At 50.6% G+C, this 23,558-nt stretch carries 27 protein-coding genes; 16 read left to right on the top strand and 11 right to left on the bottom strand.

From position 1 onward, the window contains the following. Positions 1–65 precede the first annotated feature (65 nt). Positions 66–737, top strand: a complete 672-nt coding sequence (locus tag GGC63_RS16655; RefSeq protein WP_079913621.1) for a hypothetical protein — start codon at positions 66–68, stop codon at positions 735–737. A 15-nt stretch (positions 738–752) separates the two neighbouring features. Then, the gene (locus GGC63_RS16650) at positions 753–2,318 is read left to right on the top strand and encodes a glycoside hydrolase family 28 protein (protein WP_192703255.1); all 1,566 of its coding nucleotides are present in this window, start codon (positions 753–755) and stop codon (positions 2,316–2,318) included. Between the two features lie 274 nt (positions 2,319–2,592). Here GGC63_RS16650 and GGC63_RS16645 read toward each other — a convergent pair whose 3' ends face one another. Continuing rightward, positions 2,593–3,864 carry an NAD(P)/FAD-dependent oxidoreductase gene (locus GGC63_RS16645; protein ID WP_192703254.1) on the bottom strand — a complete coding sequence of 424 codons (1,272 nt, stop codon included), beginning with the start codon at positions 3,862–3,864 and terminating at the stop codon, positions 2,593–2,595. A gap of 311 nt (positions 3,865–4,175) precedes the next feature. Between GGC63_RS16645 and GGC63_RS16640 the strand changes: the two genes are divergently transcribed. The 8 genes from GGC63_RS16640 to GGC63_RS16610 all read left to right on the top strand — a co-directional run bounded on the left by GGC63_RS16640 (position 4,176) and on the right by GGC63_RS16610 (position 9,028). Further along, complete coding sequence (locus GGC63_RS16640) at positions 4,176–5,132, top strand: polysaccharide deacetylase family protein (protein WP_192703253.1); 957 nt, start codon at positions 4,176–4,178, stop codon at positions 5,130–5,132. A 49-nt stretch (positions 5,133–5,181) separates the two neighbouring features. After that, positions 5,182–5,310, top strand: coding sequence for a hypothetical protein (locus tag GGC63_RS34900; RefSeq protein ID WP_264082051.1), 129 nt, complete (start codon positions 5,182–5,184; stop codon positions 5,308–5,310). 40 nt (positions 5,311–5,350) lie between these two features. Beyond that, a complete protein-coding gene (locus GGC63_RS16635; RefSeq protein WP_412973873.1) occupies positions 5,351–5,776 on the top strand; it encodes a DUF3905 domain-containing protein in 426 nt (141 codons plus the stop codon). Positions 5,777–5,890: 114 nt separating this feature from the next. Beyond that, positions 5,891–6,325, top strand: a complete 435-nt coding sequence (locus GGC63_RS16630) for a BrxA/BrxB family bacilliredoxin (RefSeq protein ID WP_079913616.1) — start codon at positions 5,891–5,893, stop codon at positions 6,323–6,325. Positions 6,326–6,523: 198 nt separating this feature from the next. Beyond that, a complete protein-coding gene (gene nadE, locus GGC63_RS16625; protein ID WP_192703251.1) occupies positions 6,524–7,333 on the top strand; it encodes an ammonia-dependent NAD(+) synthetase in 810 nt (269 codons plus the stop codon). A gap of 7 nt (positions 7,334–7,340) precedes the next feature. Further along, positions 7,341–7,901, top strand: coding sequence for a holo-ACP synthase (gene acpS, locus GGC63_RS16620; RefSeq protein WP_318781065.1), 561 nt, complete (start codon positions 7,341–7,343; stop codon positions 7,899–7,901). 30 nt (positions 7,902–7,931) lie between these two features. Further along, complete coding sequence (locus GGC63_RS16615; protein ID WP_192703250.1) at positions 7,932–8,444, top strand: acyl-CoA thioesterase; 513 nt, start codon at positions 7,932–7,934, stop codon at positions 8,442–8,444. 62 nt (positions 8,445–8,506) lie between these two features. Beyond that, on the top strand, positions 8,507–9,028 hold the full coding sequence (locus tag GGC63_RS16610; RefSeq protein ID WP_192703249.1) for a DinB family protein: 522 nt from the start codon (positions 8,507–8,509) through the stop codon (positions 9,026–9,028). An 81-nt stretch (positions 9,029–9,109) separates the two neighbouring features. On the opposite strand, the gene GGC63_RS16605 is transcribed toward GGC63_RS16610, so the two are convergent. From GGC63_RS16605 to GGC63_RS16595, 3 genes are all read right to left on the bottom strand, one after another. Beyond that, positions 9,110–9,874, bottom strand: a complete 765-nt coding sequence (locus GGC63_RS16605) for an SIMPL domain-containing protein (RefSeq protein WP_192703248.1) — start codon at positions 9,872–9,874, stop codon at positions 9,110–9,112. A gap of 229 nt (positions 9,875–10,103) precedes the next feature. Then, on the bottom strand, positions 10,104–10,484 hold the full coding sequence (locus GGC63_RS35135; protein WP_192703247.1) for a c-type cytochrome: 381 nt from the start codon (positions 10,482–10,484) through the stop codon (positions 10,104–10,106). Positions 10,485–10,671: 187 nt separating this feature from the next. Next, the gene (locus tag GGC63_RS16595; RefSeq protein WP_079913610.1) at positions 10,672–11,532 is read right to left on the bottom strand and encodes a helix-turn-helix domain-containing protein; all 861 of its coding nucleotides are present in this window, start codon (positions 11,530–11,532) and stop codon (positions 10,672–10,674) included. Positions 11,533–11,603: 71 nt separating this feature from the next. Here GGC63_RS16595 and mutY point away from each other — a divergent pair, with 71 nt between their 5' ends. Further along, the gene (gene mutY / locus GGC63_RS16590) at positions 11,604–12,752 is read left to right on the top strand and encodes an A/G-specific adenine glycosylase (protein WP_192703246.1); all 1,149 of its coding nucleotides are present in this window, start codon (positions 11,604–11,606) and stop codon (positions 12,750–12,752) included. A 41-nt stretch (positions 12,753–12,793) separates the two neighbouring features. Here mutY and GGC63_RS16585 read toward each other — a convergent pair whose 3' ends face one another. The 4 genes from GGC63_RS16585 to GGC63_RS16570 form a co-directional block, all read right to left on the bottom strand. Then, entirely contained in the window at positions 12,794–13,477 is a 684-nt protein-coding gene (locus GGC63_RS16585; RefSeq protein ID WP_079913608.1) for a Crp/Fnr family transcriptional regulator, read from the bottom strand. Positions 13,478–13,500: 23 nt separating this feature from the next. Further along, positions 13,501–14,625, bottom strand: coding sequence for an HD-GYP domain-containing protein (locus GGC63_RS16580; RefSeq protein ID WP_192703245.1), 1,125 nt, complete (start codon positions 14,623–14,625; stop codon positions 13,501–13,503). A gap of 261 nt (positions 14,626–14,886) precedes the next feature. Then, positions 14,887–15,501 carry a superoxide dismutase gene (locus GGC63_RS16575; RefSeq protein ID WP_192703244.1) on the bottom strand — a complete coding sequence of 205 codons (615 nt, stop codon included), beginning with the start codon at positions 15,499–15,501 and terminating at the stop codon, positions 14,887–14,889. Positions 15,502–15,601: 100 nt separating this feature from the next. Beyond that, complete coding sequence (locus tag GGC63_RS16570) at positions 15,602–15,778, bottom strand: hypothetical protein (RefSeq protein WP_179136232.1); 177 nt, start codon at positions 15,776–15,778, stop codon at positions 15,602–15,604. A 288-nt stretch (positions 15,779–16,066) separates the two neighbouring features. On the opposite strand from GGC63_RS16570, the gene GGC63_RS16565 reads away from it, so the two are divergent. The 3 genes from GGC63_RS16565 (at position 16,067) to xylA (ending at position 19,263) form a co-directional block, all read left to right on the top strand. Continuing rightward, a complete protein-coding gene (locus GGC63_RS16565) occupies positions 16,067–16,759 on the top strand; it encodes a copper homeostasis protein CutC (protein WP_225948273.1) in 693 nt (230 codons plus the stop codon). Between the two features lie 16 nt (positions 16,760–16,775). Beyond that, positions 16,776–17,777 (top strand): asparaginase, encoded by a 1,002-nt coding sequence (locus tag GGC63_RS16560; RefSeq protein WP_192703242.1) that lies wholly within the window; start codon positions 16,776–16,778, stop codon positions 17,775–17,777. 319 nt (positions 17,778–18,096) lie between these two features. Next, complete coding sequence (gene xylA, locus GGC63_RS16555; protein WP_079913603.1) at positions 18,097–19,263, top strand: xylose isomerase; 1,167 nt, start codon at positions 18,097–18,099, stop codon at positions 19,261–19,263. Between the two features lie 86 nt (positions 19,264–19,349). Here the strand turns inward: xylA and GGC63_RS16550 are convergent, their stop codons facing one another. The 3 genes from GGC63_RS16550 to GGC63_RS16540 form a co-directional block, all read right to left on the bottom strand. Further along, on the bottom strand, positions 19,350–19,925 hold the full coding sequence (locus GGC63_RS16550; protein WP_192703241.1) for a GNAT family N-acetyltransferase: 576 nt from the start codon (positions 19,923–19,925) through the stop codon (positions 19,350–19,352). A gap of 34 nt (positions 19,926–19,959) precedes the next feature. Next, positions 19,960–20,421, bottom strand: coding sequence for a GNAT family N-acetyltransferase (locus GGC63_RS16545; RefSeq protein ID WP_192703240.1), 462 nt, complete (start codon positions 20,419–20,421; stop codon positions 19,960–19,962). Between the two features lie 358 nt (positions 20,422–20,779). Further along, complete coding sequence (locus GGC63_RS16540; protein WP_192703475.1) at positions 20,780–21,763, bottom strand: ABC transporter substrate-binding protein; 984 nt, start codon at positions 21,761–21,763, stop codon at positions 20,780–20,782. Between the two features lie 303 nt (positions 21,764–22,066). On the opposite strand from GGC63_RS16540, the gene GGC63_RS16535 reads away from it, so the two are divergent. Both GGC63_RS16535 and GGC63_RS16530 read left to right on the top strand, forming a co-directional pair. Continuing rightward, complete coding sequence (locus GGC63_RS16535; protein WP_192703239.1) at positions 22,067–22,489, top strand: GNAT family N-acetyltransferase; 423 nt, start codon at positions 22,067–22,069, stop codon at positions 22,487–22,489. Between the two features lie 508 nt (positions 22,490–22,997). Next, the gene (locus GGC63_RS16530; RefSeq protein WP_192703238.1) at positions 22,998–23,558 is read left to right on the top strand and encodes a DUF402 domain-containing protein; all 561 of its coding nucleotides are present in this window, start codon (positions 22,998–23,000) and stop codon (positions 23,556–23,558) included.

The following is a 23,558-nucleotide window of genomic DNA, read 5'->3' as shown; positions in this document are numbered from 1 at the left end:
TGAAGAAGAATAAGCTTGATCGATGCAGGAACAATTCTCTGCAAGACAGGAAACGATTGGAGCAGATGAATGTGAAAAGAATGATATTTCGTGCACAGCTCAGAGAGGGTCAGGAAGAGGCGGGGCTTAAGCAGCTGCTGGAGTCCCAAGCCGCGAGAAGGCTCGTGGATGAAGGCGCTTTGATGACCATTGCCGCATTCCGCTGGATGAGGAACGTGTTTTTGTATTATGAATGCATTCGGGAAGAAATTCACCCCGACACCCTGTTCCAAGGTGCGGCTCCCTTTTTGGAGGATTGGCCGGGACAAGAGAGCAAGAGACAATGGATTCCGATGGTCGACGTGTTTCATTTTAACGAGCCGGTAAGCTACGAGCACTGGATTCGCAAAGCCCCGGTAGAGCGAAGGGCGGGCCGAGTCGCACATCTGAAGCCGGAGATGATGGCCAGCTACATTTATTATCATTACCAGCTGCAGGAGGAGCGGGCTTTCCTGGGTGAAAAGTACGAAATTATCGCCATGCACGAAAACCTGCTCTTCGGCTATCAGGAGTTTCCAAAGGTCGTGGAAGAGCCGTTGGCTCCTAAGAAATTGAACACGAAGGGCACTCCCGAGAACTGGAACGATTCGCGAATGGACCTTCATTTTCAGGCCTGGGAGGATGGTCATCTGTACTTCAAGCATATCGAGCCGATCTTTGCCTATTACTGTGGCGATGAGCATAATGAACGCATATAGAGAGGATGAAGCAGCGTGATAGTGAATATTAAAGATTTTGGCGCCGTTGGCGACGGAGTTACTAAAGATACGGCCAGCATACAAGCGGCGATTGATCATTGCTTTGAACAGGGCGGAGGCACGGTAATCGTGCCCAAGGGAGACTATTTGTCGGGCACGCTGATGATCAAATCGTATGTCAATCTGCATTTGGAGCCGGCCGCGCGAATTGTAAGCAGCATGGAGGAGCAGGATTTCGTTGCTCCGATGACGGCAGGGTCGGAGGAGCTTTTTTACAGCGAAGGCCAAGGGAAAAATGCGCTGATCTGCGCACGGCACGCCGAGAAGGTATCGATTACCGGTCTTGGAACCATTGATGGGCGCGGGGAGCATTTTCTGGAGCCTGAGGATGGGGTGAGCGACTATGTGCTGCTTCCATTGGGAGGGTTCCGCCCCAAGCTGATCGACTTTGAGGGCTGCACCGACGTGCTGTTCCGGGATGTAACGCTGTATCGCGCATCTTCTTGGGGACTGCATATGACCGGCTGCAACCGCGTCAATATTAACGGGATTAAGATTCTGGGACAGCAGCGCGGGCCGAACAACGACGGGATCGATCCGGATTGCTGTAAGGACGTGCATATTTCAGACTGCCACATTGAGACGGGCGATGATTGCATCGTGGTGAAAACGACGAAAAACGGTGCGGAGCGCTACGGCGCTTGCGAGAATATTACCGTTACCAACTGTACGCTGGTCACACACGATTCCGCTGTGAAAATCGGCACGGAAACCCACGCCGATATCCGCAATATCGTCGTTCAAAACTGTGTCATCCGCAATTCCAACCGTGGACTCGGTTTATGGGTTCGCGATGGCGCTACTGTCGAAAATATTTTGTTCTCGAACATCGTCATCGAGACGAGATTGTTCAGTGATGCGGAGGAGACCCAGAGAGAGCTTCGCTGGTGGGGCAAGGGCGAGCCGATTTTTATTACGGCAGAACGCCGTAATGGTGCACAGCATGCACCGGGTAAAATCCGCAATATCCGCTTTGATCACATCACGGTGGAATCCGAAGGCGGCGTCTATCTGGAAGGCTCGGAGGAAAGCGTCATCGAGAACATCTCGATTCGCGGACTCAAACATACGATGAGAGTGAAAAGCGGCTATCCCGGCGGCCTATTCGACACGCAGCCTTCGGCACGAGGAGTATTTCCGCATCATATTCCGGCCGTGTTCTGCCGTTACGCGAAGAATGTATCGCTCGACGATGTGGAGGTCACATGGAATGGCGAGCCGAACGAGCACTGGTCCAATGCGATGTATGGTGAGCATATCGAGCAATTGGCTCTCAAGGGCTTCCGCGGCAAGGCGGCTAAGGAGGATGTCAGCGCCATTGAACTGAAGGATGTTCAAGAGCTGTCTGTCGAAGGCTGCAAGGCTGAGAGCGGTACAGCTGCTTTCTTAACCTTGGAGCGGGTAAACGCGGACGAGCTGTTCGTCGTCGGCAACGACTTCTCGAAAGCGAGGGAAGCGGTTCGCTTCGCGGACGGGACAAGCCCTGAGTATTTCTCAGCGGCGAACCGGATGCCGAAATAGAATGAAACAACTTGAGCACACCTCATATAAAGGTGTGCTTAAGTTGTTGAAAAAACTGTTTTTATAAACTATGTTGCATCTGGAGGTGGGGTATGCCTCGGAGGAGTTTACGTCCGCCTTTGAAACCCGTGAAAATACCTTTAAATCTAATCCAATTCACGGGTTTCAATAGCGGCTGGAGGGGTATACCCTACCGGAGTATGTTGGCAATAGTTCAGGCTCTATAGGTTTTTCAACAGACTCAGCACACCAAATAAGAGTGTGCTTTTCCATTTTATCTGGCTTCATTCAGCGATTCCGCCGCGCTCTTCCCCGCCGTATACCCCGTCGTAAACGCCGCAGTAATGTTATAGCCGCCCGTGTAGCCGTGAATGTCGAGTATTTCCCCGCAAAAGAACAAGCCCGTGACCAGCTTGGACTGCATCGTCTTCGGGTCGACTTCCTTCAAACTCACTCCCCCGCCGGTAACGAAAGCTTCTTCTATAGAAAGGGTCCCATTCACCTCGATAGGGAATGCCTTTAACAGCTTGGCCAGCTCCATCCAGGGCTGCTTCGCAATGTTGTCGAAGGTGACGTCCTCGGCAATGCCCGCTTTATTCAGTACGATAGGGAGAAGCCGCTCGGAGATTGCGTTTTTCAGCACATTCTTGATCTGCTTCTTGGGGTCTGCTTTAGCCAGAGACAGAGTAAAACTGTACACTTCATCAGCGCTCAGCTCGGGAAATAAGTCCAATGTCATCTTCACCGTCGGGACATTGAACTGCTTCAGCGCTTTGACGACAAACTGGCTGCAGCGCAGGACAGCAGGGCCGGAGAGGCCGAAATGGGTAAAGATCATATCGCCTTCGTGCTCGATCAGCTTCTTCCCCTTCGGGTTCCATACCGACAGCGTGATATTGCGCAGGGACAGCCCTTGCAGCTCCTTGCTGCGAATGAAGGGCTCTTTGGACGTCACCGGCACCTCGGTAGGATACAGCTCGGTGATCGTATGACCGCCCGCCTCAGCCCAAGCATAACCGTCACCGGTGGAGCCTGTGTGAGGTACCGATTTGCCACCAGTAGCAATAATGACCGCACTGGATTCGACACATCGTCCGTCCTGCAATTCTACGCCGGCGACCCGATCCCCTCTGTACAGCACTTGTCGAACCGGACTATGAACGCGAATATCCACGCCCAGGCTGCGCACCTTGCCCACCAATGCATCGACAACCGTCTTGGCCTTGTCGGACACCGGGAACATACGGCCGCGATCCTCCTCCTTAAGCCGAATCCCGAGCCCTTCGAAAAAGGCGATGATATCCTTGTTGCTGAACTGAGCGAATGCGCTGTACAGGAAGCGCCCGTTGCCGGGAATATGTCGAATCAGCTCGTCTAGCTCCTTGGCATTCGTTACATTGCACCGTCCGCCTCCGGAAATGCCGAGCTTGCGCCCGAGCTTATCTCCTTTATCGATGAGCAGCACCTTGGCTCCATGGGAAGCGGCGGCAATACAGGACATGAGGCCGGAAGGACCGCCTCCGATTACGATAACATCATAGGACATAATGATTTGAAGCTCCTTGCATTTAGAATATATTTCGACCCTTGACCCTACGGGGTGGGGTGCATGTCACTTGAGCGTGTGGCCAAAAGGATAGCTTTGCTTCCAACAAACTACTTGCTTAACGCCTAAACGTTCAGCATCTCCTGGAATGCCTCCAATCAACGTCATTCCCATTGTACGCTTTTTCCAGCCCAATGCAAAGGACGGCCCTGATTGCATTATTATCCCAATCCACCCAACAATTCCACGGTCTTTGCCGGCAAGAGAAAAGCCATAATAACCTTACCATGTAGGGAATTGGAGGACCTGCCATGAAGCAGCGGAACGGAATCCTATGGTCGATTTTAGCCGGGTGCATCGCCATTTCGTTAATTTGGACCTTGTGGCTGCCTAACCTCTCTCATCAGGGAAAGCTTGGCTCGAACAACGCGGCAAAGGAAGAGCATCCGGCTCATTCCAATGAGCTGGCTGCCGGGCCTGTCAGCCCAGAATCGGCTATGGCACCTATCCCGGACTACGATAGAGAAGAGGAACGCGTGACGACACAGCTGAGCCTCCAAGGAAACGAGACAAGGGCGCATACTGAAGCTGCTGTCCCCTCGTCCCAAGCGAAGGATGCCCAAGGAAAGCCCGGGAAGGTGGCCTATTTGACGTTCGATGATGGCCCGTCCCGCAATACGGAGCGGATTTTACAAATATTAAGCGAACACGATGTCAAAGCGACTTTTTTTATTACCGGCCGCGCAGCCGAGAATTACCTTTCTACCCTGAAACACACCGTCCAAATGGGACATACATTAGGGAACCATACGTTTTCTCACGACTACCAGCGCATTTATACCTCTGTAGAGGCCTTCAAAGCCGATGCAGATCGATTGAATCGCTTTTTAAAAGATCGGGTAGGGGTTGAAACCGATTTGCTCCGTTTTCCTGGCGGGTCGAATAATCGGCTTAGCTGGCGGTTCGGAGGTCGAAAGGTGATGAATGCTATTACCCGGGAAATGTCGAAAAATGGATATCAATATTTCGATTGGAACGTGAGCTCCACGGATGCGGCTGCCGTCGTTCAACCCAAAGAGGAGATTATTAATGCCGTTAAAGGCAATAGTGCGGGCAAGGATCGGATCATTGTCCTGATGCATGACATGGATGTGAAAACGACAACGGTTGAAGCTCTTCCCGAGATCATCCTCTATTTGAAGCAGCAGGGGTACCAATTCGATGTGCTCAGCAAGCATTCATTTACATTCCAATTTTTGAAGCTTTGAGTTAATTTCATGCGGAGAAACATAATAACATGGAAAGGAGCTGGCCATTATGGCGAACAATCGCACAATAAATTCCAAAGAACAGCTAAAGCAATCGAAGCAAAATCATACTCCGGAAGTAGTTAATGAAGAAATAAGGGATAAAAAGCTGGATGGACCGAACCGTCCTTCGGTATAGAGGGGCATTACGATCCAGGATGGATAAGGAGGGATATTGCGTGAGTTCAGATGACAAGGAAAAACAAGAGTTCCCCAAAGCCGCGACCAAGGATCAAAGCGAGCTGGACCCTTTTGAAATTAACTTTTTGCCGCAGTTTCGTGAAGGCAGGGGACCGAGAGATCCGTTTGTCAACTCGCATGGCGTTGTCATTGGAGACCATGACTATGAATCGGACGAGTCTCCTCTAGAGAACTGGTCTAAAGAGACGGATCCTTCGGTGATGTCCGGTGATGAGTGGGTGCATCCGTTCAAGGATATCGGGTTTCAATCCGCGGAAAATAGGGATTACTTTGAAAAAGGGATCATTCCGGAGACCGGAAGATTCTCACATCCTGACAAAAATGTCGCTTACCCCGTCTACAGCGATACTTTGGACCACGAGCAAGAGAATGGACCTCAATCCGCTTCAGATAAAACCGAATAACCTTCATAGGCTGCGCCAAACTTTCATCAGGTACTTTGCTTTCACCCCTTGTCGATGTATAATGAGACATATGATAGTTTGTAAATTCTTATGTAGGTAAAGGAGTGGAAGTCAATGTCCATGTCATTTGAATCATACATGAAAGATATGGTGCAGCCGATGAGAGATGAGCTGACTCGTATCGGAATTACCGAGCTGCGCACACCGGAAGAGGTTGTGGAGAAGCTGGAGAATGCCAAGGGAACGGCTCTTCTGGTTATTAACTCCGTTTGCGGCTGTGCTGCCGGTCAATGCCGTCCTGGCGTAGCCAAAGCGCTGCAAAATGATGTGAAGCCCGATCATTTGTTCACCGTATTTGCCGGTCAGGATAAAGAAGCTACGGCCAAGGCACGTGAATATTTGGCGCCGTATCCTCCTTCTTCACCGTCCATCGCTCTTTTGAAAGACGGCGAGCTGGTGCATTTCATCCAACGCCATCAAATCGAAGACCGTTCGGCCGACATGATCGCCGGAGATTTGATCAGCGCATTCGAGCAATACTGCAAATAAGATTTCATGAAAAAGCTCCCTTCGGCTAAGCCGATGCGGAGTTTTTTTACCACATGGGAAAGTTTATGTACACTATGATTCACTCGATTCTTTTATGTTTGAAAATCCTTTTGGCAGCAGAGCGACGTTTGGCCCTTGCAATCTGAATACAGTGCACTATACTTATAGGAAATAGAGAGTGGAAGAGGTGGATTCACGATGAGCATGCAGCAGGAAATTATCGCAAGGCTTGGCGTAAAGCCGCAAATTAACGTGGACGAAGAAATCCGCAAGCGCGTCGATTTTTTGAAGGAATACATAGTTTCATCGGGAGTTAACGGTCTCTTGATCGCCATTAGCGGCGGGATTGACAGCGCTGTGGCGACAGGTCTCTGCATTCGGGCTACTGATGAGTTAACCCAGGAAAAGGGCAAGGAATATAAGACGCTTGGCGTATTTCAACCCTATGGAGAGCAGGCTGACATTGCGGACAGCTATGCTGTAGCCGAAGCGTTCAAGCTGAAATACCGGGTGGAAACGAATATTGAGGAAGCCGTAAACGAGATTGCCCTCGAAGCGGAGCATGCGTTGAAATCCATTGGCGAGCATCGCCATTTAAGCCGCGGCGGCAAAGGTAACGTGAAGGCGAGAACCCGCATGGTGATGCAATATGCGCTGGCGTTCGAGCTGAACTTGCTTGTCGTTGGGACAGACCATGCGTCCGAGGCGATTACCGGCTTCTATACCAAATACGGCGACGGAGCCGTAGACATCACTCCGCTCAGCTCGCTTAATAAGCGTCAGGTTCGTCAGCTGGCCGCAGCGCTCGGGGTTCCGAAAAGCGTTCTGGACAAAGCGCCGACAGCCGGCTTATGGGAAGGCCAAACCGACGAGAATGAGCTGGGTATTACCTACGAAGCCAACAGCGACTACCTGGAAGGCAAGGAGATTGATACGGCCGTCCAAGAGAAGCTGGAGAAGCAATACTTGAAGACGGAGCACAAGCGTTCCCCGATTCCGGGAATTTAATGATGATATGGCCGGGCAGCTGCCCGGCTTGTTTTTTTATTACCGTATAGGGTGGGACATTCTTTTTCTTGCGTTTGGGATGCAGATTCGATACGATGTGATTAAAACCCAGGCAGCGGCTGACCAATGCTCCAAGGCAGGACGCCATGTCTGGCTGGAAAAGGAACGTTTGACCATGATTATTGGAATTGGCACGGACCTGCTCGACATTGCGAGAGTGAAAGGGATTCTGGAAAGCACGGCAGGGGAACGGTTTATGCAGCGGGCGCTTACCGAAGCGGAGCGGCAGCTGGCGGCTCAGCGCAAGGGGAGATTGGCCGAATTCGTATCCGGCCGCTTTGCCGCCAAAGAAGCGGTCAGCAAGGCGCTGGGCTGCGGAATCGGCAAGCAAGTGTCCCTGCAAGACATTGAGGTGCTTCCGGACCCGTTGGGCAAGCCGGTATGCAGGGTGTCGGAGGAGGCGTTTCGGAGGCTGCAGCTGCCCCCGGATACGAGAATTCATTTGAGCATCACGCATACGGAAACTTCGGCAATGGCTTATGCCATTGTGGAAGCAGCCGGTTCATGAAGAAAGGTTCACACATGGGAGGAAAGCTAAATGGAGCAGCGATTTGTTAAAGAGTCCAGAACGTACAAGACATCGAGAATATTCCCAACGGATGTCAACAACCACAATACGCTATTCGGAGGCAAGTTAATGGCCTACATTGACGATATCGCCTCTATCTCGGCATCCAAGCACTGCCGCCGGTCCGTCGTAACGGCTTCTACGGACTCCGTCGACTTCTTGTCGCCGATCCGGCCGACCGATTCGGTCTGCCTGGAATCGTTCGTCACCTGGACAGGCAAAAGCTCGATGGAGGTCTTCGTGAAGGTTATCACAGAAGATCTCAAGACCGGGGAACGAACAATCGCGGCAACTTCATTCTTAACCTTCGTCGCATTGGATGAGAACAAACGGCCGGTACAGGTTCCTCAAGTGATCCCGGAAACCGAGGAGGAGCGCCGCTTGAACGCGACAGGGACAAGACGGGCAGAAATGCGTAAAACGCGCCGGGAGCAGAGCAAAGAGTTTTCGGATCATTTGATAACACGCTTCCCGTGGGAATAGACGCACAGCAATCCTTATTAAATCTTCACCATCACATTCGAGAGGAAGGACGGTTATTCGACATGAACCAGAGACCCGCTTCGAGCGAGTATGCTCCCTATTATGGCACTTATATCCAGCTTGTCCCTGCAGAAGGTGATTTGATTCAAATCCTGGAGGACCAACTCCAACGTACTAGCGCATTTTTAAGCGGATTAACGGAAGAGCAAGGGAACTACCGCTATGCGGAAGGAAAATGGAGCGTTAAAGAAGTCATCGGTCATATTACGGATAATGAGCGGATCATGAGCTACCGGCTTCTGCGGATTGCAAGAGGGGATACGACGCCGCTCCCGGGCTACGATCAGGATACGATGATGGAGGGATCTCCGTTCCAGCACTGTACGCTAGCTTACCTGCTCGAGGATTTTAAAGCTGTCCGTCAAGCCACACTGACACTCTTAAGATCGTTAACGGAGGAAGCGTGGAGAAGAGAAGGGACCGCGAGTGATTGTGTAATCTCAGCCAGAGCTCTGGCTTGCGTCATAATCGGCCATGAGCTGCACCATCTTCAAGTGCTTCGCGACCGTTATGGAGTCCAATAAGACGCGCGAATAAGACAAAGAATCTCCCACGAACGTCCCTCAGGACGGTGGAAGATTCTTTTTTTGCTTCAACCCGCAGTATTAAAACTCATATTGAACGCTCAGGTTCGTTGTAATGGTTAGTTCTCCAGGAGCAATGGAGGTTGCTGAAGAAGCAGTATCTGCAGCCTTCATAAGCATAGGGCTGTACTCACGGCGAACCGGAATAGCGGAGGTTCCGGTTTGAACTACGTTCACTACGCCTTTCAGCTCTTTGCCGACGGTTTTGGCAATGGCAGTCGCTTTGGCTTCAGCATTTTTCATGGCAGAGTCAATGGCCTGGATTTCGTATTCCTGGCGTTTTTCAGTATCGAATTGAACGCCGTTAATTTGGTTCGCCCCGGCAGCGGATGCCGCGTCGAGGAAGGCGCCTACCTTATCGATATCGCGGTAAGTGACTTGAACCATTTGCGTTGCGGAGTAGCCAATAATTTTGGGCTCCTTGTCCGTATAGCTGTAAACAGGCTGTACGGAAAATCCGGAGGTTTTCACGTCTTTCTTGTCGAGCTTATACGTATCATACAGCAGGGTCGTCAGTCCTGCGAAGCTTTCCGCATTCAGCTTTTGAGCTTCGCTGGCGGTGTCGGCCTTGGTCATGACGCCAAGATTGATGTAGGCCACGTCAGGATTAACCTTGATCTCACCTTCGCCTCCGACGGTGATCGTTTTACTGTAGGCGGTGCTTACCTGCTCTGCGTGTGCGGTAGCAATGCCTGCCGGATGCAGTGAAGTGAAAGACGTCAAGCCAGTTAATAAAGTGACTGCAGCAACTCCGATAATGAGCTTGTTTTTGACGGTCGATTTCATGTTATTCCCCCGATTACCAAAATGTTGTTTCACCTCTTCAAACGGAGCTGTCCGCAAAAAGGTTGCAATTCGGATGCAAAGAGAGAAAAAAATTTGCTGACGGCGATGCCGGTTGTTCCATCGATCCGCTGCACGGGCAAAACAAAAACATCTGCTGCACGATAGTTATCGTATAACGGATGTTTTGGTTTATGGGCTGCTCCCAGCTATGAAGGCTGTGGACAGCAGACTATTTTTTGCTTGCAAGCCATTCGGCCAATGCCTCGGTTTCCTCGGGCTTAAGCTTGGTGCCGAAGCCGGGCATGCCGTTGCCGCCGCTAATAATTTGCTTGCTGATCTGCTCCTTCGTCAGCTTGCCGCCGATTTTTTGCAGATTGGTCGCGGGACCGACCTTCCCCTCGAGGTTGTTGCCGTGGCAGGAAATGCAGCTCTGCTTATACAGAGCTTGTACCTGTTCCGGCGCACTTGTCAGCGTGTCACCCAGGCTGGCGGCTTTATTGCCGCCGCCGAAGGGCTCTCCGCCCTGCTTCGCGGTGCCGCCGCAGCCGGCTAACGCTCCAACGATAAGTAAAGAAACGGCCCAACTGAGCCCTTTGGTGATTTTGCTCATCCGGTTATCCCCCTACCGATTGATATGAAATATTATTACAAGATAAAAACGATATAGTACGGATGGTCAGACCGTCCGACGATTGTCCTTATGGCTCTAATCATGGAAAAAAGGATAGCTTATGCGTAGCGTACACCTTCCAGCCTGGGAAGTCAAACCAGCGAATGAACTTGTTTGCCTTACAAATTCAGTGGTCCATATAGGGGGCAAACCGGTGCTTCTTGGCATATTCCCGCGGCGAGACGCCGGTCACCTTTTTGAAAATGCGGCTGAAATAAAATTCATCCGTGTAGCCGACGCTGTTCGCAATCAGCTTAAGCCGGTAATCCGACAAGACCAGCAGCTCCTTGGCCCGGTCGACCCTTAGATGGGTCAAGTAATCAATAGGGCTGTAGCCGATATATTTTTTGAATAATCGCGAATAGTGGCTTACGCTTAAACCGGCCATTTGCGCCAGCCCCTCCAGGGTAAGCGGCTCCTGGTAGTGCCCGACCATGTGATCCTGGGTGAGCTCGATAGCGGCCGTAGTATCACCGGCTATCTTTTGTGCGCGGAAATCCTGAATCAGCGTCAGGAAAAACTCAAGAAGCAATATTTTTCTCCGCATGGCGGTCATATGTCCCCGGCGCTTCCACAGAATATCGAGCTGCTCGAACAAATAAATGAGCTGGGGCGTATTATTAACCGTGTACATGCCCTCGAGCGGGAAGGAGGCTTCCGTTGAGCTTCGGTAAATCCACTGTTCCTTCTCCTCGAAAGTTTCCGTATAATGAAAACGGAGGAAGTAGTATTCGAGCGGCTGCTCGGGATCCGTTTGGCGTTCAACGACCATGCCCGGACTAAAGCAAAAAAACTTCCCCGGCTCGGCCGGATAATGAGTGCCGTTGATCGTAAACGTGCCTTTTCCTTTAATAATAAGCCAGATCGAATGATGCTGAATCGTTCTGGGCAGCTGGTGCCACTGGGGGCTGCATTTTTGATGTCCTACCAACAGGATGGAAATCACAAGCCTATTAAGCCGTGCCGCCAGTTCACCGGGAGTTAACATTTGCCTCACTCCTCTGATGATTTTCAAATGCCATCATTATACCATATCGTTCGGCAAGAGAAGGAGACCTCATGGATACGAACTTGAAAAAACAATATTTTTCCGAAGAGCTGCTGTCCTGGTACCGCAAGCATCGCCGTGATCTGCCGTGGCGCCGCAGCAGGAACCCTTATCATATATGGATTTCGGAAGTGATGCTGCAGCAGACCCGGGTGGAGACGGTCATCCCGTATTTTCACCGTTTTATCGAACGCTATCCAACGATGGAGGCGCTGGCGGAAGCACCGGAGGAGGATGTGCTGAAGCTGTGGGAGGGGCTGGGGTATTATTCCAGAGCCCGCAATCTGCAAGGGGCCGTACGAGAGGTCCAGGAGCGGTATGGCGGTACAGTACCGGATACGCTGAAGGAAATATCTACGTTAAAGGGAGTAGGCCCTTACACGGCCGGTGCCGTACTAAGCATAGCGTACAATAAGCCGGAGCCGGCTGTTGACGGTAATGTCATGCGAGTCCTATCCCGGTATTTTCTTATTGAAGAAGACATTATGAAGGTCAGCACGAGAGGAATTATGGAGAAGCTCGCGAAGGAGCTGATTCCGGAGGGAGCAGCTGGCGACTTTAACCAAGGCTTGATGGAGCTCGGCGCCATGGTGTGTACCCCGCGTTCGCCTCACTGCCTGACCTGTCCGGTGATGGAGCACTGTGCTGCCAGAGAAGCGGGAATGGAGGAGGAGCTGCCCGTCAAGAAGAAGGCCAAGCCCCCGCGTCCCGAGTACCGGATCGCCGCTCTTATCGAAGGGACGGGCCCTAACCAGGGGAAGGTGCTGATCCGGCAGCGCCCGCAGGAAGGACTGCTTGCGCGGATGTGGGAGCTGCCGCATACGGAGGTTCCATTTATGTATACCCCATCGGAAGAGGCACATCCTTCGATAGACTCGATTCCCTCCTCGGTGTCTATATTGGCGGACCATTTGGCCGAGGAAACCATCGGCATTCATCCGGAACGATGGTATATGCACGCCGAACATACGTTCAGTCATATCCATTGGGATATGCAGGTGATCGCCTGTAGTCTTGAATCCTCGCTTTTGCCTTCCGGCAGCAGTCTGCTGATGCCCTCCCATTATCAATGGGTAGACCGGGATACGATGGGTCAGTATGCGTTCCCCAATGTATTTCTGAAAATATTAAACCGGTATTTTGCCGAGCATAGCAACTGATGCTGCCCAAACCGAAGGATAACATAGTAAAAGAGCGGGTTTTATACAATCCGCTCTTTTAACGCTTCCATTCGTCTTATGTATATCATCTTCTTGTCGATGGTAATGATCTGGTCTTCCTGAAGCTCCTGAAGCACCTTCGTGACGGATTCCCGAACAGTCCCGGCCAAATTCGCGAGCTGCTGATGGGTCAGCTTCATGTTGATTAACACTCCGCCTTGACGAACGATTCCATGCTCCTCGGCCAACCGGGCAATCACCTTGATCGTCCGGGTACGCACATCCAGGAAGGTCAGATTGGCGATTTGATCGTTGGCGTTGCGCAGACGTTCCATGGTAGATTCCAGCAGCTTAAGACATAGCTTGGGCGATTTCTCCAGAAATTCGATAAAATCGGATCTCATCAAGGAATACATCGTCGTATTCGCCAAAGTTTCCGCCGTTGCCGACCGTGTCATGTCCTGCTGAATCAGCGACATTTCTCCGAAATAATCCCCCTCGCTCAATAAGCTGAGGATAACTTCCTTCGTATAATCAATCCGATAAATTTTGACGACGCCGGTCTCGATAATGAAAAATTCGTTTCCTAGATCGCCTTCGTGAAACAGCACCGTATTTTTCTTTATTTTACGTTCTGTAAAAAGAGGCGATATGGACATCAGCTCGCTGACCGAAAAATCTTCAAATAATGGCACTTCCTTTAATAAAGGGACAATACTATGCATGAAAAGCTCATCTCTTTCCAAACTTAATGTACCAGTGCATCTTCACCAATGCGGTATATCCGGATATGGAGATGCCGGGATAAATCGATCTCCACAGGCTGAAGCAATTCTTGACCCTGTTCATTGGTAAGTATGCGGACGACCGGCCGATGTTTAAAGCTGGGGTTATGCTTCGAGACGATGCCGATTTGTCCAGTGCTTAACCGAACGCTTAAGCCGACGGGATAAATGACAGCACGGCTGCGAAACGAATCTACCTTCTCTCTATCATACAATGTTCCTGCTCTTGTGAAAAGATTTTCCAGTGCGTGCTCAGGTGAAAAGGCAGGCCGGTAAGGGCGCGGATTGGTCATGGCATCGTAGGCGTCCAATAAACCGATCCACTGTGCAAAAGGGTGGATGCCAGCCTTGGTTAAGCCTGCAGGGTACCCGCTTCCATTTATCTTCTCATGGTGTTGAAGTGTACAGTGTGCAGATAGCAGGGGGATATCCGGTGCATCCTTGACGATTTTGTAGCCGTACTCCGTATGCTTTTGAATTTCCTCATATTCGAGCGGTGTAAGGGGGGCTGTTTTTAACAACAGCTTGGGGGATACTTGAGTGTTTCCGATGTCGTGCAGCATGCCGCCAAGTCCGAAAGCGTACAGATCATCATGACCATAGCCGTCGACAATGCCGATTCGTGTAGCATAGACGCACACATTCAAGGCGTTTTGGCATAGCTGATCCAGAATAGACAGGCTATTTTTGTAAGTGTGCATCAGCCATATCGAGTCATCCTCGGGTGATTGCCTATTCTGCTCCTGCAAGTCCTCAACGATCAGCTTCATGCTCTGAAGCGCCGCTTGGGATAAGGAGCGCATGTCTCCACTGTTCCAATCTCCCGACTGCTGTAATCTTTGGAAAGCGGGCATCAAGTGATGGCGAACGGCTGCCGAGGTTTCCTCTCTTACCGCATCGGTAATCCGGATATCCTCCGTCCGCGGATCGTCGATATGCAGCTGCTGGAAGCCCATCAGCTTTAATTTGCGAATATCAGGCAGGGAAAGCTCCGAGTGGTAACTCAACATCGTCTGCCCCTCTTCGGACACAATGGGTTTGCCGAGCTTCATCCCGGGATGCACCATTGAGATAGGGAGTAGCCTCATCGACTAAATACCACCTTTATACTCGGTTATTTGATCATGCTGCTGTATAGTAAAGTAAAGATGCCTGATCCATTTCGCAATAAATTCCGTATGTCTCATTATTTCATATCAAGGTAAAAAATGCTATGAAATATTCCATAAATACATGAAAATAAACCCATAAAAGAGGTTGAGATTCCAATTCGACTCGGATACTTTGCAGGGAGCCCTAATAGTAAAAAGAGAGGGACTGATAAGTCCCTCTCTAAAAGGTTACAATCCTTATTTTACTGCAGCTTCGTAGCGTTTGCCAACTTCAGCCCAGTTTACAACATTCCAGAAAGCGGAGATGTAGTCAGGACGTTTGTTTTGATATTTCAAGTAGTAAGCATGCTCCCAAACGTCCAAGCCAAGGAGTGGCGTATTGCCTTCCATGATTGGGCTGTCTTGGTTAGGCGTGCTGCTTACAATCAATTTGCCTTGAGGAGTAACGGAGAGCCAAGCCCAGCCGCTGCCGAAACGAGTTGTAGCTGCTTTAGCGAAGTCTTCTTTGAATTTGTCGAAGCCACCAAGCTCGTTGTTGATAGCGTCAGCCAATTTGCCTGTTGGAGCGCCGCCGCCGTTTGGTCCGATAATTTCCCAGAACAAGGAGTGGTTGGCATGACCGCCGCCATTGTTACGAACAGCCGTACGGATAGCTTCAGGTACACTGTCCAGGTTAGCGATCAGGTCTTCAAGGGATTTAGCTTGAAGATCCGCATGACCTTCCAACGCTGCGTTCAGATTAGTCACATAAGTGTTGTGGTGACGATCGTGGTGGATCATCATAGTCGTTTCATCGATATGCGGTTCCAACGCGTTGTTTGCATAAGGCAGTGGTGGTAATTGATGTGCCATTCGTAAATACCTCCTAAGAATATGTAATTTCGAATTCCAATCTTATTATCCTCTATTTTTGATATAAAATCAACATGTATGTATAAAAAGTGAGCGTATTTTAATCCCGCTTCTGGATTTCTTTGATGATTTGGCTCAGCATCGCGGTTCCCTGGGCATTGAGCCAAGGGGACAGATCGCTCATCACACGTTGATGATAGTGAAGCTCTTCTTCGGTCCAGTCAGATGTATTCACGTCATTCAGCTCATGAATGCGGCGGACGTCCTGGATGGTCATAGCGGTTCTCCTTTCCTCTTGTTGTCAATTTCCCGCATTAGCATTTCTCGGCAGCGGAGATTTTATACCTGGATGCCTGCGGGCTAAGGAGGCCCAAGCTATTATTAACCGAAAAAAGCGAAGACGAAACATAGGAAAAACCCAAAAACATCCCTTGTGTTAGAATGCGGGCGTAGGATAGGCTCTATACATAGAATAAAGATAACCCAGGTTGTGTTGAGAAACTATTTATTGATCGTGGATATCCGTTGATAGATATACGGGAAGAGAGGGAGAGCATCTTTGTTAATGGAAGTGATAGCTACAAGCGTAGCCGATGCCAGATTGGCGCAAAATAACGGTGCAGGAAGAATTGAGCTGATTTCGGGTATAGGGGATGGAGGAGTCACCCCGAGTCTGGGACTCATCGAGCAGGTGCTTGCCGCCGTAACCATCCCCGTCCACGTCATGCTCCGTCCTCATGCCCAGACATTCTGCTATGACGAGGATGATGTGAGAACGATGCTGTCCGATATCCGATCCATTCGCAAGCTGAGGCCGGCAGGGCTTGTTGTAGGCGCCTTAACGGCAGACGGGCTCGTGGATACAACAGTGATGGAGCGCCTGCTGGCTGAGGCGGAGAGCATGTCCGTTACGTTCCATCGGGCCATAGATGAAGTGAAGGACCAGGAGCAGGCGCTCCTTACATTAGGCCGGTATGCCTCCATCCGGCGTGTGCTGACTTCGGGCGGGAAGCCCAATGTGCTTGATTCTGTTGAGAAGATCAAGAGGCTTGACGGGATTTGCAAGGAGCAGTCGATGATACTGCTGGCGGGAAGCGGGCTGAGGATTGAAACGCTGGCAGCCTTCTTATCGGCAACCGGCGTTTCGGAGGTTCACTTGGGAACCGGCGTCCGGGTAGACTCAAGTCCATGGAATCCGTTGGACCCGGCCAAGCTGCGCGCGGCAGCCGAAATCATCGCTAGCTTTTCCAATTCATAACGCGGGAGGAATCCTAATGGATGAGATACTAGTAGAGGAACTACGCGGCGGACTGGTGGAGTGCCGTTACGCCGGGCATATATGCGGTGTAGACGAGTCGGGTATCCGGTACCGGACCGGCAATCCGCATCATATGACCTACTTGCGCTCCGCGGCCAAACCGATTCAGGCCATTCCGGCATTCCGCCACGGCATAGCGCAGAAGTATCCTTTTACAGAGAAGGAGCTTGCGATTATGACCGCTTCTCACCGTGCAGAACCGTTTCATGTCGCCGCAGTAGAGTCGATGTTGGAGAAGACCGGACTGTCCGAGGAGGACCTGGTCTGTCATGCGACCTATCCCCTGAATGCGGCAGCACACCGTGACCTTGTTGCACAAGGAAAGCAGGAAAGCCGTCTCTACCATAACTGCTCGGGCAAGCATGTGGGGATACTCTCCTACTGCAAGAGCAGAGGGTACAGCCTAAGCGGCTATGACGACCCGAATCATCCGGCGCAGCAAGAAATCGTTCAGACGCTGGCTATGCTGTCGGACTATCCGGCGGAGCGGATTCATATCGGGATTGACGGCTGCGGCTTCCCTGTATTTGCGATTCCTTTGCAGCATCTGGCGCTGGCTTATTTGAAGCTAGCTTGTCCGGACCGGATCCACGATTCTGCGACAAGAGCGGCGGTCGAGGAAATAACCCGTTTAATGAACCGGCATCCCGAAATGGTTGCAGGAACGGGCATGATTTGCTCTACCCTGCTGTCCGATGACAATATCGTGGCCAAAGGGGGAGCGAAGGGAGTCTACTGCTTCGGGCTTCGCAAAGAGAGACTCGCGTTCGCGCTCAAGGTGATGGACGGGTCCGAGGAAAAGTGGCCGCTGATTGTCGCCTCCATTCTGGAACAGATCGGCTATGAGCGAACATCCACCATAGACCGGTTATATGAACTGTACCCGAAGATCCTTCGTAACGGCAGCGGTACGGAAGTAGGAGAAAATCGAGCGGTATTCCAACTGCAGCACGCCTGATTGGCATCATGGATGAACCTTTATAAAGAGTCGTCTTCTATACATCCGGCTTCAGAGGCCGGGGAATAGGAGGCGGCTCTTTAAACATTCATGAGCGTATAAGCCTCCGAGGTCATTAGGAAGCGAGTTTTGCTATTGCAAAGTTTTAAGATCAGATTATATAAACAACGTCGATAGATGGTTCTTACCTTACCGAATCGACGGTAAAAAAAATTAATTGTAAGGGCTAAGCCAGGTCTTTTATTTTCAACCAATCAGTGGTAAACTAGTTCTCAGAAACATAGTTCATTGAATAAACAAAGTTGCCGGAGGTGCACTAATGAGTAAATTTATACCTAAAAAAGAAGATCGTTTTACATTCGGCCTATGGACAGTAGGCAATCCGGGCCGTGACCCTTTCGGTCTGCCTGTTCGTGAAGGCTTTAGCCCAGTAGAAGCCGTCCATATGCTTGCTGAGCTCGGTGCTTATGGAGTTAACTTCCACGACAATGACCTTGTGCCAATCGACGCTACACCAGCAGAAAGAGACCGTATCGTTAGCGAATTCCGCCGTGCGCTCGAAGAGACCGGCTTGAAGGTGCCTATGGCTACGGTAAGCCTGTTCACCGATCCGATCTTCAAGGACGGAGGCTTTACCTCGAATGATCCTCGTGTACGCGCTTACGCTATCCAAAAAACGATGCAAGCGATGGATCTGGGCAAAGAATTCGGAGCGGAAACCTTCGTGCTGTGGGGCGGACGTGAAGGCTCTGAGGTCGATGCAGGGAAGGACGCAGTAGAAGCAACGAAACGTTACAGAGAGGCCATCAACTTCTTGTGCGAATACAGCATTTCGCAAAACTACGGCTACAAATTCGCTCTGGAAGCTAAGCCGAACGAACCGCGCGCCGATATCTACATGCCTACTACAGGAGCTATGCTGGGCTTGATCAGTACATTGGATCATCCGGAGCTGGTGGGCGTGAATCCAGAGGTTGCCCATGAACGTATGGCAGGCTTGAACTTCTATCATGCGGTTGCTCAAGCTCTGGACGCAGGCAAGCTGTTCCACATTGATTTGAACGACCAGAAGATGGGCCGCTTCGACCAAGACTTGCGTTTTGGCTCCGACGGCATCAAGGAAGCCTTCTTCCTCGTTAAGCTTCTGGAAGACTATAACTATCAGGGTATGCTTCATTTCGATGCTCATGCGCTTCGTACCGAAGACCGTCAAGGCGTTATCGAGTTTGCCAAAGGCAACATGAAAACGTACCTGATCCTGAAAGAGAAAGTAAAACAATTCAACGAAGACAAGGAGATTCAAGCGCTGCTGCAAGAAATTCAAGGCAAGAAGCTGGATCTGCCTGGCTTTGATTTCAAATTCTCCGCGGATAGCCTGAAAGCATTGAAAGGCTACGAGATTGACCGCGCAGCTGTCGGGGCAGAGGGCATTAACTACGAGAGACTCGATCAGCTTACTATCGAAATTTTACTTGGCGTACGCTAAGACAAGAAAAGACATCGGAGAAACGTCCGATGTCTTTTTTGTCGTTCCAGAACCGCGGCTCCATCTTGAGGAGGGTTACGCGCTTTTTAATCGAGCCGCTTGGCATAGCAATGCCTGGGGCTCCCCCCGTACATAGGCCGGGTAAATTTAAGGGTGAATCCGGCGGACTCCAAATTCCGCCGACTGGCCGTATTGTCCGGATGGACGGTGGAATACAGGTATCGAAAGCCCCGGGACCGCGCGCGCTGCTCCCGCAATTGATGGAAATACCGCTGCAGGCCCCGGCCCCGAACCGATTCATGAACGATCGTCGCATCTAGAACCGCGACTTGCTCCAGCTCGTCTTCCGGTACGCCGAACTCACGCCCCAGATTTTTGGCGTCAGCTCCGGGGAAAGCAAGGACGGAGTAGGCGGCCAGCCGTCCTTTTGCAAATGCGCCGTAGATTTCCCCGTGCTCTTCAATGTGAGAGTACAGGTAATCCATGTCGTCCGTAGCGAATAATGAGCGGGATGGGAGGCGGGATACGACCTCTTCCATCAGTTTGAATATATCTGGCACGTCCTCCTGCGACAATCTGCGAATGTCCAGTTCACCTATAATATGCACGATAGAGTATTGACCTTCGCTCAGCTGTCCCGTGCCTGTTTCGTTGGTACTCATAAGGAACCTCCCGTGAACCATTGGAGTAAAGGGATTATCCCAGCTTCTTTTCCATGCAGATGCTGCTCGGACAATCGACATACTCTCCGAATGGGGCAATGAAATAGTAGCCGCATTTCTCGTATAATGCTATGGATTCGGGCTGCTCGGGCCCGGTTTCCAGCCGCAGCGTGGTATAGCCCGCTTGCCGGGCTTCATGCTCCAGCCATCCGAGGAGACGTGAGGCAATGCCCCGCTTCCTGAAGGAGGGGGCGACGTAAATTCGCTTCAGCTCCGCCGACTCTCCGTCCAAAGGACGGTAAGCGCCGCATCCGGCAGCCGCATCTCCGCTATACGCGATAACGAAGACGACGTCTTGAACGGACGGATCGCTCAGATCGACTACAAAAACCTCATCGGCCGGGTACTTGGCGTACAGCTCTTCATCTAGTTGAGCGATCAGCTGCAGCAGGTCCGGATTCGCCGAATCGATTCGTTTCAGTTGGATTGTATCCAAGAGGTGCTCCTCCTTCGTTTCCTATCAGGTCTTCTTATTTAGATAGTGCATGACGATCCGCTTTTTGTAAAGGTGAAGATCAGGACATGAAAAAAGAGGGCGTCAGCCCTCTAGAGTTTGTTGAGAAACCCATTCATATAGAAAAATGCGAAAGGTGGTAGGTGGGGTATTCCTTGGAGGAGCGATAGCGTCCGCCTTTGTTCTCGGAAAATACCCGCTGTAAAGCGATATAATCAAAATTTTCCGAGAACAACAGCGGCCGGAGGGGGATACCCCACCGGGGGACTGATGCTTTTTTTCAAGCTTTACAGGTTTCTCAATTGCCCGAAGAGGGGCGGCGTTATCCCTCTTGAATCTGTTATTTCTTCAGCACGATCTTCTCCAGATCATCCAGCATCAAATTAGCGGAGATAATGCTGCCGGACGAATTCCAGATATCGTCGCTAACCCTGTGGACGTTGCCTGATTTCACCACATTCAGGTTTTTCCACAACGGATCGCCGATCCATTCCTTCTCGACCGCGCTCGCTTCCTGCTTGTCATTATCCCAAGTGTAGTAGAACAGGATATCGCCTTCCATATCCGGGATGCGCTCTTTATTGATTTCATCCGCGAACGTTTCCTTATTTTGCGCTTGAGGGCGCTGGAAGCCAATTTTCTTAAGCATGAGGCCTGCGAAGGTATCGTTATAGTACAGACGGGTTTTGCCAGGAATGAAGCGAACGAGAGAAACCTTCATATTCAACTTGTCGCCGGCCTTGGATTTGAATTCCGCAATGCGCTGATCCAGCTTGGCTAGCAGCTGATCGCCTTCGGCTTTTTTATTCAGAGCTTCCGCGTACAGCTTAAAGTTTTTTTGCCAATCTGCGTTAATCTTTTCGGAGAATACGGTTGGAGCGATGGCGGACAGCTGGGCATACACCTTTTCCTGCCGTAATTTATTGCCAATAATCAGATCGGGCTTCAGCTTGGCTATTGCCTCCAGGTTAGGCTGATTCTCATCCCCGACCACCTCGACGCCTTCCAGGTCCTTTTTAATATGATCATAAAAAGGAGACCCCGACCATGATTTTACTGCCCCGACAGGCTTGATGCCGAGCGACAGCAATACTTCCGTTCCTTCATTGGTAAGAACCACGACTCTGGACGGCTTGCCGGTAATCTTGGTTTCCCCCATGGCATGCTGGATGGAGTAAGTGGTGCCGGCGGTTTTCTCCGGTGGGTTAGAAGGAGTCACCGCAGTTCCGTTGGAGCTGTCATTACGGGTACTGCTTTGGCCGCATCCCGCCAGAAATAGCATGATGCTGAGCAGTGAAAGAAGCCATACAGAATGCTTATTCATCCCTTTGCTTTTAGCAAAAAACAACGTAGATCTCCCCTTATATTATCAATAATGAAAATCATTCTCAATGAATTTTACTTATTATTTCCTAAGCTGTCAATAGAGATAAAGCAACAAAATCCCCTATAGAAAAGGCGAAATAACGAGAAAATACAATGTAAACGCTTTAAATACAGCGCTTTCAACACTTTTTTAATATTTTATGAAGAAATATTGAGTTTTTTTCGAAAATTTAGAAGGATTATTGCGAGATTTGTCGTATTTTAAAATATAACCATATCAAGCCGCGGGGAGAGTTCAAAGATGCTGGTTCGTTCCTTTCAATTGTCTGATTACGTATCCGTTACCGAACTGTTCAAGAACGTATTGTCGGAAGCCTGTTATGATGAAACCATGGAGGCGTTCGCCAGACAGCTTTCATGGGATAGTGAATTGGTGCTTGTCGCTATTGAAAACGATCAAATGGTGGGTGTCATTGTAGGGACGATCGACAACCACAACGGCTATTATTACCGGATTGCGGTTAGCAAGGAATACCAACGCAGAGGAATCGGCAAAACCTTAATTGAGGCGCTGAGACAACGGTTTGTTCAGAGAAAAGTACGGCGTATTCTTATTACGGTGGATGCGCACAACGAAACCGTCATTCCGGTATATGAATCGGCCGGTTACCAGGCGGAAGACTTTTCGCGGACGACACATCGCTTGAGTATCGTGAACGGCTGAAAGCCGACACAGTGGAGCAATCAAACAGCACGGAAGGTAGATCGGCATAGCCCGTTTGCGTCTAGCAAAGGCTGTGCCTTTTTTTTCGGCATTACTGGCATGGATACCTTTCGAGGTCCCCTGCAAAGTGCCGAATCCGCTTTGAGCCAAGGCCCCGCTGTATGGGGCTATTTTGCTGCTCAGGGACCAGCCGGCAGCGAGCCTGCCGCCAATCATCATGGGGGATTCCTGCCGGAAATATGGCGCAGCTATCGCAGCCCACGCAGCCTGTCCCTATGCTCATGAGGCGTCATAGACAGCCTTCGGGAAACGCTCTTTGCGAAGCGGGGCTGCAGGCGGCTTTTCCTAAAGCAATAGGATCATTTCCCCATTTGAGGATGAGGCTCTTGAAAGCCGTCGAACATAAGTTTATGCTATAAAAAAGATTGCTTCATGACGAACATCCGATGAATTTCGCATTTGAAGGACATCGGTCGCACCGTACGTTAAAAAGAAGGGTTTGGACCTCATGGCGACGTTTTCTTCCTATATAATAAAAAGCTTTAAGCACGACGGACATTTGCATCGAACATGGCTGGAAAATGGGCGCGTCCCTGAAGCGCTGCTTTATGAGCCGCATAAAGCGGAATCAATGATGGTCCTTATCAACAGCCAGACCAAAATAATAGAAGCGGACGGCAAGGAATGGGTCAGCCGCATACCGGGGGTTTCTTTTTTTATCCCGAAGCAGTGGTTTAATGTTGTCGCGCTGCTGGAGGATACCGGCGTCCGTTATTACTGCAATATCGCCTCGCCTCCCTATGTTGCCGGCAACGTCATTACGTATATCGACTATGATTTAGACGTTATACGCATGCCTGGAGGAGCCGTTCATATCGTAGATGAGGAAGAGTATGAGCGGCATAAAATTAGTTATCATTACTCTAACATCGTGGATACTAAGGTCCGGCAGGGACTTCAGGATTTGCTGCAGCGGATTCGGGAAGGCCGGGCACCTTTTCGCGAGGACTGGGTGCTGGAGTACTATCGCCAATGGGAGCAGTGGAAGGACCAAGGAACGGAGGCGTAG

It is taken from the genome of Paenibacillus sp. OAS669 (assembly GCF_014873645.1).
Classification (GTDB): Bacteria; Bacillota; Bacilli; order Paenibacillales; family NBRC-103111; genus Paenibacillus_S; species Paenibacillus_S vulneris.
Note: the sequence above shows the minus strand (reverse complement) of the source record. Positions and strands in the feature narration are given on the sequence as shown.